Source organism: Bacteroidota bacterium (genome assembly GCA_030706745.1).
Taxonomy (GTDB): Bacteria; Bacteroidota; Ignavibacteria; order Palsa-1295; family Palsa-1295; genus PALSA-1295.
The window spans coordinates 352264-366142 of sequence record JAUZNX010000002.1; the positions used below are offsets into that span (position 1 = coordinate 352264).

At 53.0% G+C, this 13879-nt stretch carries 10 protein-coding genes, 1 tRNA gene and 1 pseudogene; 5 read left to right on the forward strand and 7 right to left on the reverse strand.

The features are described from left to right. Positions 1-73: 73 nt before the first annotated feature. The 3 genes from tpiA to Q8902_04090 are packed head-to-tail and all read right to left on the reverse strand — an operon-like array spanning position 74 to position 2519. A complete protein-coding gene (tpiA, locus tag Q8902_04080) occupies positions 74-832 on the reverse strand; it encodes a triose-phosphate isomerase (protein MDP4198732.1) in 759 nt (252 codons plus the stop codon). Beyond that, entirely contained in the window at positions 832-2298 is a 1467-nt protein-coding gene (gene gatB, locus Q8902_04085; GenBank protein ID MDP4198733.1) for an Asp-tRNA(Asn)/Glu-tRNA(Gln) amidotransferase subunit GatB, read from the reverse strand. The genes tpiA and gatB overlap by 1 nt, the downstream gene beginning before the upstream one ends. After that, positions 2295-2519 (reverse strand): type II toxin-antitoxin system HicB family antitoxin, encoded by a 225-nt coding sequence (locus Q8902_04090; protein MDP4198734.1) that lies wholly within the window; start codon positions 2517-2519, stop codon positions 2295-2297. Before Q8902_04090 ends, gatB begins: the two co-directional genes overlap by 4 nt. Positions 2520-2801: 282 nt before the next feature. On the opposite strand from Q8902_04090, the gene Q8902_04095 reads away from it, so the two are divergent. Then, the gene (locus Q8902_04095) at positions 2802-3785 is read left to right on the forward strand and encodes a T9SS type A sorting domain-containing protein (protein MDP4198735.1); all 984 of its coding nucleotides are present in this window, start codon (positions 2802-2804) and stop codon (positions 3783-3785) included. A gap of 394 nt (positions 3786-4179) precedes the next feature. After that, positions 4180-4875: a T9SS type A sorting domain-containing protein gene (locus tag Q8902_04100; GenBank protein MDP4198736.1), complete on the forward strand. Its 696-nt coding sequence runs from the start codon at positions 4180-4182 to the stop codon at positions 4873-4875. A 215-nt stretch (positions 4876-5090) separates the two neighbouring features. Here Q8902_04100 and Q8902_04105 read toward each other — a convergent pair whose 3' ends face one another. Continuing rightward, complete coding sequence (locus tag Q8902_04105; protein ID MDP4198737.1) at positions 5091-5675, reverse strand: hypothetical protein; 585 nt, start codon at positions 5673-5675, stop codon at positions 5091-5093. Between the two features lie 536 nt (positions 5676-6211). Between Q8902_04105 and Q8902_04110 the strand changes: the two are divergent. Continuing rightward, a pseudogene (locus Q8902_04110) lies at positions 6212-6715 on the forward strand (glycosyltransferase family 39 protein). A 929-nt stretch (positions 6716-7644) separates the two neighbouring features. Here the strand turns inward: Q8902_04110 and Q8902_04115 are convergent. Further along, complete coding sequence (locus Q8902_04115; protein MDP4198738.1) at positions 7645-8673, reverse strand: D-alanine--D-alanine ligase; 1029 nt, start codon at positions 8671-8673, stop codon at positions 7645-7647. Then, on the reverse strand, positions 8670-11294 hold the full coding sequence (leuS, locus tag Q8902_04120; protein ID MDP4198739.1) for a leucine--tRNA ligase: 2625 nt from the start codon (positions 11292-11294) through the stop codon (positions 8670-8672). The genes Q8902_04115 and leuS overlap by 4 nt, the downstream gene beginning before the upstream one ends. 69 nt (positions 11295-11363) lie before the next feature. Between leuS and Q8902_04125 the strand changes: the two genes are divergently transcribed. Together Q8902_04125 and Q8902_04130 are read left to right on the forward strand one after the other, a co-directional pair. Then, on the forward strand, positions 11364-12839 hold the full coding sequence (locus tag Q8902_04125; protein ID MDP4198740.1) for a hypothetical protein: 1476 nt from the start codon (positions 11364-11366) through the stop codon (positions 12837-12839). 9 nt (positions 12840-12848) lie between these two features. Next, complete coding sequence (locus tag Q8902_04130; GenBank protein MDP4198741.1) at positions 12849-13346, forward strand: DUF1572 family protein; 498 nt, start codon at positions 12849-12851, stop codon at positions 13344-13346. 160 nt (positions 13347-13506) lie between these two features. Here Q8902_04130 and Q8902_04135 read toward each other — a convergent pair. Then, positions 13507-13588 (reverse strand) — tRNA-Leu (locus tag Q8902_04135). Positions 13589-13879: the final 291 nt, after the last annotated feature.

Genomic DNA, 13879 nt, shown 5'->3' on the forward strand with positions numbered 1-13879 from the left:
GGATGAAGGATGAGGGATGAAGGATGAGGAATGAAGGTCATAATCGAGACCTTCATTCCTCATCCTTCATCCCTCATCCTTTCCGTGCGGCTGCTTCGATGATGGCGATGAACTGATCGGCATCGAGCGAAGCGCCGCCGATGAGTCCGCCATCGACATCCGGGCACGCCAGCAGGTCCTTCGCATTCTGGGGTTTCATGCTACCGCCATACAAGATCTGGATGTTCGCGGCGGCCGCTCCAAACTTCTTTCCTAATTCGGCGCGAATAAATGCATGGGCCGCCTGTGCCTGATCGGTGCTGGCAGTCTTGCCGGTCCCAATCGCCCAGACAGGTTCATAAGCGAGGACGAACGCTGCATCACTCCCAACGCCAAGGAGACTTCCACTTAGTTGACGCGCTAACACTGCCTCGGTATCATTGCGATTACGTTCGCTTTCGGTTTCGCCAATACAAACAATTGGGATCATCCCGGCTTCAAGCGTGGCGCCCACCTTGCGCGAGACGAGTTCGTCAGTCTCGCCGAAGAGCGTTCGGCGCTCGCTGTGGCCGAGTATGACGTAAGTACATCCGCAATCGGCCAGCATCGTAGCGGAAATCTCTCCGGTAAATGCACCCTCGCGTTCCACGTAGCAGTTCTGCGCGCCGAGCTTGATGTGGGAGAGTTCGAGTTCGTGCTTCGCAACAATAAGTGACGTAAACGGCGGACACACAGCGACCTCGACGCCCTCGCATGGCTTGCCCCACTCGACTGCAAGCTGAAAAATCAGCTTGCGCGTCTCCTTCACAGTGCCGTTCATCTTCCAGTTACCGACGATGAGTTTGGTGCGCATTAGGCTTTCTCCAACTCCTCTTTCATCAACGCATTCACCATCTCCGGGTTTGCCTTGCCTTGCGATGCCTTCATCACCTGTCCGACAAAGAAGCCGAAGAGGTTGGTCTTGCCTGCCTTGTATTGGCCGAGTTGGCCAGGATTCTTCGAAATGATTTCAAGGACCGTTGCTCGCAACGCGCCGGTGTCGGTGACTTGCACCAGCCCTCGCTTCTCGACGATCTGCTTCGGCGATTCGGTGCTGCCGAGCAAGTCGGGGAAAATGTCTTTCGCGATCTTGTTAGAGATCGTCTTATCTTGAATGAGCCCGACCAGTTCCGAAAGGTGCTGCGGCTGAAGCTTGAGTTGAAGAATGTTTTCCTTCCGCTCGGACATCAGGCGCATCACATCGCCCATGATGAAATTCGAAATCGCCTTGATACTCTCGTCAGATTTGGCAGTGAGAGATACTGTCGCAGTTTCGAAAAAATCGGCGACCGACTTTTCGGCTGTCAGCACACCCGCATCATATATCGGCAGCTTATAGTCGGCTATGAATCGATCGCGGCGGGCTCGCTGCAATTCGGGAATCTCCGCACGCACTTCGTCGAGATAGGCTTGATTGACTGTCACTGGCAACAAATCAGGCTCGGGAAAGTAGCGGTAATCGTGCGCTTCCTCCTTCGTTCGCATCGCTCTGGTGACGCCTTTGTTGGCATCGAAGAGCATCGTCTGATGGATGACCGGTTCTCCCGCTTCTACAAGCCCGATCTGCCGTTCGATTTCGGATTCCAACGCGCGCTGGACGTTGCGGAAGCTGTTCATATTCTTAACTTCCACCTTTTGCCCGAACTTCGGCGCGCCGCGCAGACGCACCGAGACGTTGGCATCGCAGCGTAGCGAGCCTTCCTCCATATTGCCATCGCAAATACCGAGATAGGTCACGATGGACTTGATCGTCGTGAGATACGCGTACGCTTCGTCGCTCGATCGCATGTCCGGTTCGCTGACGATCTCGATAAGTGGCACACCGGCCCGGTTGAGATCGACGAGCGTCTCCGCGCCGAAATCGTGGATGGACTTGCCGGCGTCTTCCTCCATGTGAATGCGCGTGACGCCGATGCGCTTGAGCGAGCCATCCTTCAGCTCAACATCGAGGAATCCATCGTGGCAAATCGGAGTCTCATACTGGGAAATCTGATAGCCCTTCGGAAGATCGGGATAGAAATAATTCTTGCGGGCGAAGATCGAGCGCGGTCGGATTTGGCAGTTTGTCGCCAACCCCATGCGGACGATAAATCGGAGCAGGTTCTCGTTCAGAACCGGCAGCGTGCCGGGGTGTCCGAGGCAGATCGGGCAGGTATTATGGTTCGGCGCGGCGGCGAATTCAGTCGAGCACGAGCAGAATGCTTTCGACTTGGTCAGCATCTGCGCGTGGACTTCGAGGCCGATGACCGGCTCGTATTTTTCGAGAAGTTCGGGGCTCACAGATTTGCGACCTGGTAAATGACTGGGCGATACCGTGGTTCGGGAATGACCATGTGATTCTCCCGGGCAGCAGCAAGCCACGCCGACCTTGCCACTTCTACCTCTTTCAGTGCGAGTTCTGCCGTTGTTCCGAACGCAGAGCAATGCTTCAGATCGGGAATATCCGCGATGTAGCCCTCATCCTCGTCGCTATAAAAAATATTGATGTGATAGTCCTTCATTCGTCCTCTAAGCGTAAATCGTATTCCTCCAACGTTCTGAAGATTGATAAGTTGCCGAACGCCGTGCAGCTTGTAAATGTGATGGCTGCCCAAAATCCGGTCCAAACGGAATCCGAATCCTTCCACGACGCGGATCAAGTTCTCGAACCGCACGTTCCGAGGATTCTCGATCATTCTGAGAAGCAGCTTTCGTCGGTTCATACGCTGCAAAAATACGGCGAGAATGTAGGAGACTGAGAATTGACCTTGCGGAGGAGGGGTGAGATGTGTTATCTTTGAAGCATGAATAAGACATTGACGGCCCTCATTATTCTGGCAGCGATAGGATTCAGTAGCGATTCCAACTCACAGCAGCTGTTCGGCTTTAACCCGCGTTTTGCGCCAGCATTCAGAGCCCCGTTCGGTTCCAAGGTAACCTTTCAAACAACATTTGAGAAGCCATTCTACCGCGGCGTTCCACCAGAACACATCTATTTGCGAGGATTGCCTGGAATTAGTGCAGTACCATCCGACTTTATTGCCGACTACGATGGATACGGTGTCGGAGTTACAATTACCGTTATTGATTCCACAACATGTTTGCAGCCTACCGATGGTATGGGTGCCTTCAATTCAGCGGGTCAGCCCGTAGACATTTTCTATGTTAGCAACGGAGTGTTTTACGATCCGAATTTGATAAACCACGCTCGAATCATGCCCTCTGGTACTATTAATTTTGGTGCGGTCAAGGTGGGAGGTGATTCAAGCCAATCATTCGAAGTTGGCACCGGTTCTCTCGACAACTTCCGAACATTTTCCGCAATTGACGTTAGGAGCCCATTCCAAGTAGCAGATCCCATCCCCTTGTCTTATCACTGCGGTGGCCCTGGGACGGGCGGCCCTAATATTCCGTCCGGTGCCTCCTTTCATCCGACCATCGTAGGCCGATTCACCGACACGGCCTATCTCCTCGATCCCCTCACCAACGACTCTATCCCGCTCATCCTCATCGGCGAAGCGGTTGCAGCCGGTGTTGCCGGTGATCCTCCCGCCCCACAATTCCACATGTTCCCGAATCCCTGCGATCGAACACTTAATGTCTGGCTTTCGGGCGAAGAGGCGAGTGCGATCGAGATATGGAATGTGATGCGGGAGAAGGTCTATTCGTATCGTGGAGCGAACTCAGAGCTTAGTGTCGATTGCTCAGCACTCCCTGCTGGCGTTTACTTCGCGCAAGTTCGCACGAAGGACCGAATCATCGGGCTGCGGTTGATCGTGGCACATTGAGGGACAGAGCAAGGCCATGACAGGCGAGTAATGGTGTCCTGCAAAAATACGGCGAGATTGAAGGGGACTGAGATTTGACCTTGCGGAGCATCATTAGATTTCCTAAATTTGCGGGATGAGGTTTCTGCATTCTATTCTGATCACTCTCCTTCTGTCAGCCAATTGTTATTCGCAAAGCTACCCGGGTGCGTTCAGCCCATACAATAATCAATTTTTTCGAGTGCCGATTGGATCAAAGTTAGTCCTAAGCACTTGGTTTAAGTGGGGGTCCTATGATTGGAGGAGATTTCCAAACCCTCCGTCACCGGTTTTTCGGTATGACTCGACAATGTTCCATGTCATTGCTACTCAAGCGTATTGGGCGGGTTCATACACGGACAGCGTAGCAATTATCGTGTCGTCGAATATTGCTCGTTGTTATGCAGGTCCTCCTCAGATATTCGCATATTACGATTCGATTCACTTCTATGGTGGAGCGTCCTACTATGTAGTTGAAGGCGTAGTATACGATCCAAAGATCGTTGGAAAGATTTCAGCGCCTGGAACGGTTTATTGCGGGTCAGTAGCTCCAGATTCCATTGCAGAAATTCGAATAGACATCCGTAACGACTCGTTCGCGCAGTACCGGCAGATCAAGCTTCTCTCGGTAAGAGCTCCCTTTAACCTGGATGACACGATAGAAATGATGTATCCATGTACTGAGTTTATCACTACGCCGAACTGCTCCTTCCATCCTATCAAACCCGGTCACTACAGTGACACTGCCTATCTCCTCGATCCGCTCACGAACGATTCCATCCCGCTCATCCTCATCGGCGAATGCGTTGCCGCAGGCGTTGCCGATCATACGCCCACCCCACAACTTCGCCTGTTCCCGAGTCCCTGCGACCGCCAACTAAACGTCTGGCTTTCGGGCGAAGAGGCGAGTTCAGTCGAGATTTGGAATGTGATGGGAAAGAGGGTCTATTCGAATCGCAATGCGAAGTCGGAGCTTGCAGTGGATTGTTCCTTGCTTCCGGCAGGGGTTTACTTCGTGGACATTCGCGCGACTGACCGGACTATCCGGCGGCGGCTGATCGTGTCGCGCTGAGGGCCGTGTGGGGGCGATTTCCAAGTCGCCCCTCCCTTATGTGAGGCAGCGGCGAATGGGAATTGGCCGGCATACGCGCATGAAACTAAAAACGCACCTCCGGTCATCCCTGAGGTGCGTTCCGCTACTTCCTAAGAACGGTGAGCTAAAAAGAGTGATGCTAATACAAGGGCAATAACAAGAGCATTGTTCTCACGCCCTAATCAACGAACTTGTTACTTGACTGCGTACTCAGCTCCGAGCTGATGGGTCAGACCAGCGACCAGATCGCCAAGTCCATCTTCATCGAGATTATCAACTGCTTCGGAAATTTCACGATACGCAATCGGGCGGCTGGCCGAGCCGATTCCGCTGAAGAGCGGTACGAGTTCAACCTTGATTGTGAGAATCCCGCCGATGGGCCTTGGCTCATAGGCAACTCTCACCTGCATGATGTGCTGCTCGGTAATGGTGCGCGCGGCCAACGCTGCGACCGGCGCATTGAAGCTGATCGTCTGACCCTGCTTCAGCGCCTCATAGCCACCACTCAACTTTTTGCCAATTTCTTCCGGGGTAACACTATTCAGCTGCGACCCAATCGCCTCACGGAGGGAGCTTTCCGTGATGCTCCGGACCTTCTCGAAGCTGATCACGTCAGTATTCGAATTCGACGCCTGGAACGTCAGGGACGCTTCTGCGCCCGGCTGCTGACTATTCGATTGTATTTCTTGCGCACCGCTGATTTTTGCAAACCCCAGCACGGCGGCTACGGTTAGCAGAACCACGATCCTCGCAAGGGGCTTGCGAACGATGGTTTTCATGGCAAACTACTGTTTTTGTGGCAATCCAAACTATCGACTCTCTTGAAGCTAAGACCTGCCTGAAATAGGTAGGCTCTGTGTCATTTCGTGTCCTTGGGCGGTTCACTAATGCGCACACATGTAAGACGCTTTATCCTGGATTTTTGGCGCAACAAATTCGCAAAAATCCCAAAATACCCCCAGATTTGGCCCAACTCCAAGTCTCAACTTTGTACAGGTGTATCGTAGTGATACTATGTATATTGTCGTTAGTCCCAAGAGTAGGCATATATCTGCATATTGTGTTAGGATCGTACAAAATATGGATGAGTGTGCAAGTGCGGGACGAGGCGATTACAAAGTGAAATTGAAGTGATTTCAATTTGAGAGGTGGTTATTGCGGCGTATCTTTGCGCCCGATGATCGCACTTCAATCTATCGCAAAGCGTCCCACTTGGTGGATTTGGCTTTTGGCGGCTGTTTCGCTCCTGATGATTGCCGCCATGGTGAGCTACCCGCTCGGTTATGATCAAGCGGTCTTCGAAGTCGGCGGGAGAATGGTGTTACGGGGTTCGATTCCATGGCGGGATTTCATCGATACAAAGCCACCACTCATCTTCTACCTTTATGCCGGTGCACATGTGCTGTTCGGCGGCGGCGTATGGTCAATCCGACTCTTCGATGCCCTCTACCAGATAGAGGGCGGCTGCTATTTCTTCATCATTGCCCGCCGGCATCTCAGCGATAACATCGCGCTGCTTTCGGCATCGCTGATGCTCATAATGTATGCTGGGCTTGGTTTTTGGCATACAGCGCAAGCCGAAAGCTTCGCACTCATACCATCATTGCTGCTCGCCGACATGACGTTGCGAGCCACGGCAATCACGGCGAAGCGCTCGATCGCGTACGGGATGGCTGCCGGTTTCGCTACGATCCTTCTACTTCTATTGAAGCCGACACTCATCCTTGGAACAGTAGCTGCGGTTGTGTGGCTTGCAGGAGTCACCACGGTCTCCAGGAGCAACAAGCGCAAGTTCTTGATCGCCCTGGGCATTGGTTTCCTATTCTTGTTCATGCTGCTTCTGGTCGGGCTTGCACTGACATCTTCTCTTGACCGAAGTGTAGAAGTCATCGCTTGGCTGCGGCATTATTCGCGCCTTGGTCAACCGATCGGACTGCCGTGGCGGCATTGGCTGCTCGATTTTCCATTGTGGCTGGTTTGGAGCGCGTCGCCAACTCTGTTTCTCCTTGGGGTTGGCACCATCTGGTACGTGCGAAAAGGTACGACCGAGAAAGAGCATGCATTTCTAAGGTTGCTGCTCCTGTCAGGACTCCTTCAGCTGTTCGGCATCGTGCTCGAAGGCAAAATGTTCGTGTATCAATACGCTCGCGCATTATGGGCATTTGCCCCGTTTGCCGCGATAGGACTTCACGTTGCAGTCACGAAATCGAACGAGATTTGGAGACGTAAACCGACGCCGGTCAGGACGTTGGTTGTTACAGGGATCGTGCTTCTCGCAATCTTAGGCTCTCCGCTTGCCAAGGTCGTTAGTCAATCCATTCCATGGACGTTGCAGGCGCTGAAGCATGTGGATTCCGGACCTGAAGTTCACCGCCGGATCGTCGATTACTTTGCGGATGAGGAAGAGAGGGCAGGGCGTTACTTGAAATCCCGGATGGGATCGAGCGATCAGATGTTCTTTTGGGGAAACGACGTTGGGATTTATCTGTCCGCGAATACGCTGCCGCCGACGTTATGCCTAACCGCGACACCGTTCCGAGCGGCGACTCCTCTAAGCTGGAAAACTGCGATGCTCGGCCAACTTCAGTCCGCGGATCCGAAATTCTTTGTGGTAGAATATGGCGATGCGAAGGATTACATCACAGGGAGTAAGCTCGATTCTTACGCCGCTCTATTGGAATGGCCACAGCTTCGCGATTACCTGGCAATCAACTATCGTCGCGACACGGTCATCGGACATTATCTGATCTACTCGCGGATTGCGGTGCGAACGATTCTCTCGCATAAGTCCTCGAAGGAAATGCCGGCTGCCTGGGCTGCATCAGGAAGCAGGCTTGTCGAAGTCATGCCGGGCAGCGTGTTGATTTCCAAACAGGAGTAGGTCCCATCGGGCCGAAGCCGGAAATCAATTCTGGCATACCCTCGGCAGCCAATCACTTCGAATGCGCGCAATGCATCGGCCTGAATGCCGGATGCAATTTCTGATGGGAGATCGGCAGGACACGCATGAAACGACATACCCGGAGTATATTTGTGGTGATAGTCATAGAACCCGCCTTCTGTTGTGATCTCAACAATCGGTAGCGCTTCGCGATCGAGAATACCGACCGTTAACTCGCGGCCATCGATAAACTCTTCGATCAATGCCTTTGCCGAATATTCCAAGGCAAGGTCTATCGCATGATTGAAGTTGTCTTCCGATGCATCCTGCAAGATTGTCAGGCCCACTGTCGAGCCTTGATCGTTCGGCTTTATGACGAGGGGCATCCCAAGTTCTGCCTTCGCTAACTCCCATGCGGCATGGCGATCGCTCGGATGAACATTTCGTTGGACGATGAATCCTTTCGGGACCGATATCCCGGCGTCTTTCAGGATGATCTTGGTGAAGTGCTTGTCGATGCAGATCGCGCTCGTCCGAGAGTCTGATCCAGTGTATTGCTTTCCCTGCAATTCCAGCACCGATTGCATGAGTCCATCTTCGCCGGGCACTCCATGCAAGCCGAATACGACGATATCCGCCTTGAGAATTGCGTCGGAAGTTAAACTACGAAGGACCATATCACCCAGCGAATACTGGCCAAGTTCTGCGATATTAGGATGTTCCGTCTTCGGAGGATCGGCATGGAAGTCTTCGATGCGCATCGCTCGTCCCGTTGCTGGATCCAGCAACGTAATATCATGCCCGCGATTTGCCAACGCCCGCGCCATTCCAATTCCAGACATCAGCGAGACCTCGCGCTCCGCGCTGGGGCCACCTAACAGCAAACATAGTTTCATGCGACCACTACATTAACGAGTTTATCCGGCACTACGATCATTTTTTGAATCTGCTTGCCATCGACGTGCCGCTTCAACTTTTCGCTCTCGCGAGCAAAAGTTTCAAGTGCCTCACGAGTAAGACCGCGAGGCACTTCTAACTTATCGCGCAGCTTGCCATTAACCTGCAAGATGAGTGTAACAGAATCCTCGATTGTTTTGGCATCATCATATTCAGGCCATGAGGAATTGAAAATCGTGCCTTCATGTCCCAGACGTTGCCACAGCTCTTCTGCAATATGCGGAGCGAACGGCGAAACGAGTTTAATGAGCGCTTCAAACGCCGGGCGAGGCACCGCAGGCTCTTCCTCGATCTTGTTAAGCAAGATCATGAGTGCACTGACAGCGGTGTTTAACTGCAGCGCATCGATGTCCTCACCAACTTTTTTTATCGTTCGGTGCATGGTCCGCTCCAGCGATCCTGTGGGAGCCTCGCCGGATATTCTTGCGAGATCGGTCACACCGTCTTCGCCGACGGCGATGCGCCAAATCCGGTTCAGGAACCGATGGACACCCATGATCCCCTTCGAGTCCCATGGCTTCATCGCCTCGAATGGTCCCAGGAACATGTAATAGGTGCGCAAGGTATCGGCGCCGTATTTCGAAAGGAAGTCGTCAGGGTTAAGCACATTGCCGAGCGATTTCGACATCTTGACGCCATTCTCGCCAAGCACGATACCCTGATGGACCATTCGCTTGAATGGCTCGGAGCTTGAGACGACTCCGTGGTCAAACAGGAGTTTGTGCCAAAAACGTGAATAGAGTAGATGAGTTACGGCGTGTTCGGTCCCACCGATATAGAGATCGACCGGCATCCAATACTGCTCGTTATCCCTGGAAACCGGTGCATAATCATTTGCCGGATCGAGATATCGTAAGTAATACCATGAGGAGCCCGCCCATTGCGGCATCGTGTTTGTCTCACGCCGCGCGGGCCGCCCAGTTTCAGGATCGGTGGTATTGACCCACTCGGAAATGGTTGCCAGTGGTGACTCGCCAGTGCCAGATGGAGAGTAGCTCCTTACTTCCGGTAATAGTACCGGTAGCATGGATTCGGGCAATGCCTTCGCATACCCGCCATCGCCATCATCAGTCCAGATGATGGGAAACGGTTCGCCCCAATATCGCTGCCGCGAGAACAACCAATCACGAAGTTTATACTTTATCGCGCGGCGTCCAACCTTGTTCGCTTCCAGCCACGCGATCATCTTCTCTTTTGCCTCGGATGTCGGGAGTTCCGAGAGAAATCCGGAATTGACGGCCACTCCATACTCGCTGAACGCTTTGAGGAGCGGCTCATCACCATCGACGCCCGGCGCTTGGACCACGCGCACGACCGGTAACCCAAACGCTTGCGCAAATTCGAAATCACGCTCGTCATGCCCAGGCACGGACATGATCGCGCCAGTGCCGTAGGACATCAGCACGTAATCCGCAATCCAGATCGGGGTGCGTTCACCATTGACGGGATTCTTCGCGTAGGCGCCGGTGAAGACTCCAGTCTTTTCGCGTGAAAGATCCATACGTTCGAGATCACTTTTGCGGCGGACTTCATCCAGATAGTGCTCGACGGCCGCTTGGTGGTCTCTCGTGGTGATTCGTGACACGAGCGGATGCTCCGGTGCAACCACCATGTAGGTCGCCCCGAAGAGTGTGTCTGGACGTGTCGTAAAGACTCGAAGCGAAGCATCAAGCCCGGCGATGGGAAAATCGATCTCGGCGCCTTCGCTTTTGCCGATCCAATTGCGCTGCATTTCGAGTGTGCTGGCCGGCCAGTTCAGTCCGTCTAAATCGGCAAGCAGACGCTCGGCATACGCCGTGATGCGTAACATCCACTGCCGCATGTTGCGGCGTACGACAGTGAAGCCTTTTTCCTCTTGTTCCGCGACTTCCTCATTGGCCAGTACGGTCCCAAGTTCGGGACACCAATTCACGGGTGCCTCCGCTACATAAGCCAAACGGCACTGCGCGAGAAAATCCGCGCGTTGCTTCGCGGAGGCTTGCTTCCATTCCGCCGGTGTAAATTGTTTTTCCGAGCGAGTCGCGCAAGGCAACGCATCGGTCCCACGAGTCCCATCTGTCCCATGTGACTCGATGTGACGGATGAGAGCGTCAATCGGCCTTGCCTTCTGCTCGTTGGTATCGAAATACGAATTATAAAATTTAAGGAAGATCCACTGCGTCCACTTGAAGTAGTTCGGATCGGTGGTGTTGATCTCCCGGTCCCAGTCGTAGGCGAGTCCGAGCGATTCCAGCTGCCGCCGAAAAGTCGCGATGTTCTGCTCGGTTGTGATCCGTGGATGCAGTTTATTGCGGACGGCATATTGTTCGGCCGGAAGGCCGAAGGCATCCCAGCCCGTCGGGTGCAATGCATTGTAGCCTTGCATCCGCTTCATCCGCATCATGATGTCTGCGGCGGCGTAATGAACATGCCCCATGTGAAGACCGGCGCCCGATGGGTATGCGAACATATCCATAACGAAGTATTTCTTCTTGGCCGAGTCCGGCTCGACATGGAACGTCTTATGACTGCGCCAATACTCCTGCCACTTCTGATCGATTTCGGAAAACGGATAGGCCATGCGGGGGAAAAGATGAAATATGAGCTATGAAGTATGAACTAAGCGTGTGCGTTCCGTATTTTTGCTACAATGAGAACACGACTCCGGGCCACCACATTCGCATTCTTTCTTGTTTGCATCCCGATTGGTATCATTCATGGCCAGGGAATGCTCCTGGATAGCGTGCTTCCACGAATCGGAAGTGAGTTACACAATCCGGCACTCGCTCAGGAGCTTCGGACGCTTGTGCCCGACTTCGCGAATCAAAAAGTCTGGGGCCTCGCCGTTGGCGATTTCTCGAATGACTCTCTCCCGGACTTGGCGCTCTCCTTGTACGATCCTTATGCGGCGCGAGATCGAGTTCGCGTATATTTTTTCGAGAATCTCAAGAATCAGCAGCTTCGTGACCGATTCGCGAAGTCGATTACCTTTATCGAATCCCCGATCGAAGTCGGGCTCTCAGTTGAAGGCTCAGTGGTAACGATCACTCAAAAGACCGCCGAGCAACATTGGTCACAGGAGGGGTATTCGCTCGAGTCAGGTGATGTCACACTGGTGGACCGGTTCGAAACAGCGCAAGAAGACGTGACCGGTACCGCGAAGATTAAGGCGCGCGCCATTGGACATGAAGTCTATCGAAATTACGAGACGCTTCGGACACGCGAATCCTATTTCACAAGTTCCTCCGGTGATCCATTACTGAAGGTGGGCTACTTCACTCTTCCTTCATATCAGCGGTTGCGAGATATTTATCCGGGCTATGGACACATTCTCAATGATACCACAGGTGAGTTCATTCTCTCTGGATCGGGCTTTCGGCGCGATGCAAGCGATCTCTCGATCCGCAACGTGCAGGCGGCCTATAACGATGATTACCTCTATCTTGCCTTTCGCATCCGTGATGATTATGTTGTTGGCGGTCAGTCAAAACTCGAAAGCAACGACCGAATTTCGCTATGGTTCGATTCGAAATATACCGGCGACCGATTGAACCGCGACCGCCGCTTGCTTTCGAAGGAAGGAGGCTTTCCGACATTCCGCACTGCACTCGATTCGCTCGTTACGAATATTACCTTTGCGCTGCCATCACGCCCCGGTCGCGTTAACCAGATCACGTATAGTACACTCGCACCACTTACTCCTGTGCAGCAGGAAGGCCTGAAGAATGTGCTGGCACAGATGACCTTCGATACCGATCGCGGAGTCGTTAGCGGTTATACCCTAAGCCTGCGAATTCCCTTTACTTTCCTGAATTTCGAAACAAATCCTGCTCGCTTTTATGAAAAACCAATTCCGGTGCACGGGACCGAAGAGACTGGCGAGGAACTTGCGACGCTTGGCGGGATTGGCGATGCCGCGACGCTTGGGTTCACCGCCCTCGTGTCCGATGTCGACGATCCGGCGCATCCGAATGAAGTGACCGTACAGGCCACAAGCAAGTATGAAGCCGGTAATCCTTCGACATTTGGTACGCTGGTGCTTGAACCAAGCACACTCTATTATGGTGAGGTCCACCCGACCTATTTGCAGGAATTACGAAGCGGACTGGTTTCGGCTGGATATTAATCATCACTAATGAAGACGAACGATATCCTCACGTTATCGCTGAATCGTTTCGAGCAGCTTCGTTCGCTTGGTGAGAAGACGCTAGCACAGCTCGGCGAGGATGACATTCACTGGGCGCCGGACCCGGAATCGAATTCGATTGCGATCATCGTGCAGCACTTGCATGGCAACATGCTCTCGCGCTTCACAGACTTTCTGACGACGGATGGCGAAAAGCCGAACCGTCATCGTGATGAGGAGTTCGTCGAGCAGCATCTTTCTCTTGCCGATCTAAAGCAACTATGGGGGGAAGGCTGGGACTGCGTCTTCACGGCGATCCATCCGCTGACCGAAATCGATCTGTCTCGTGAAGTCTTTATCCGCAATGAGTTGCTCACGGTACTGGAGGCCATTCTGCGGCAGCTTAGCCATTATGCCTACCATGTAGGACAGATGGTCTATATCGGGAAACACTGCAAAGGGAATGAGTGGAAGACGCTTTCTATTCCAAAACCTGAATTACGCTGATTAAGGTGGATTACGCTGACGATTATTCGGATTTAGAATAACACAATCCGACATAGCGAATTCGATTACAGAGAAGTTGCGACTCAGCGCCCAAACTCAATCGAGCATGTCGTCCGCGTAGTCCGACCAAATCCGCGGAATCCCTGGTTCTCAATCTGTGTGCGGGAGGGGGGACTTGAACCCCCACGCCTCGCGGCGCTACCACCTCAAAGTAGTGCGTCTGCCAATTTCGCCACTCCCGCGCCCTTTTACAAATGCCCTCCTTGCCGAGGCCTCGAATTGAGCGGGTGCAAAACTGTCAGTGTATCGTGCGGGTTCCGGCTGCATGGCGGTTTCGCTATATTTGAATGCTCGTTCGATGTTTGGTCAATTGATTTCCGCTGCCTGCACTTACCCAAATGCTCTGCTCTATTGTCCTGCCACGGAGTGTGATCGAGTGTCTCGAATTCGATGCATCAATTCCGGATTAATTGGCTGTCAGAATTCCGGCGGGCGATTTGAAACTCTTTACTTCTCTTAACGTTTCCTCATTC

Coding starts and splice junctions, on each gene's coding strand:
- Q8902_04125 (MDP4198740.1), top strand. CDS start 11,364: ATGAGAACACGACTCCGGGCCACCACATTCGCATTCTTTCTTGTTTGC.
- Q8902_04130 (MDP4198741.1), top strand. CDS start 12,849: ATGAAGACGAACGATATCCTCACGTTATCGCTGAATCGTTTCGAGCAG.
- Q8902_04115 (MDP4198738.1), bottom strand. CDS start 8,673: ATGAAACTATGTTTGCTGTTAGGTGGCCCCAGCGCGGAGCGCGAGGTC.
- Q8902_04095 (MDP4198735.1), top strand. CDS start 2,802: ATGAATAAGACATTGACGGCCCTCATTATTCTGGCAGCGATAGGATTC.
- Q8902_04090 (MDP4198734.1), bottom strand. CDS start 2,519: ATGAAGGACTATCACATCAATATTTTTTATAGCGACGAGGATGAGGGC.
- Q8902_04105 (MDP4198737.1), bottom strand. CDS start 5,675: ATGAAAACCATCGTTCGCAAGCCCCTTGCGAGGATCGTGGTTCTGCTA.
- leuS (MDP4198739.1), bottom strand. CDS start 11,294: ATGGCCTATCCGTTTTCCGAAATCGATCAGAAGTGGCAGGAGTATTGG.
- tpiA (MDP4198732.1), bottom strand. CDS start 832: ATGCGCACCAAACTCATCGTCGGTAACTGGAAGATGAACGGCACTGTG.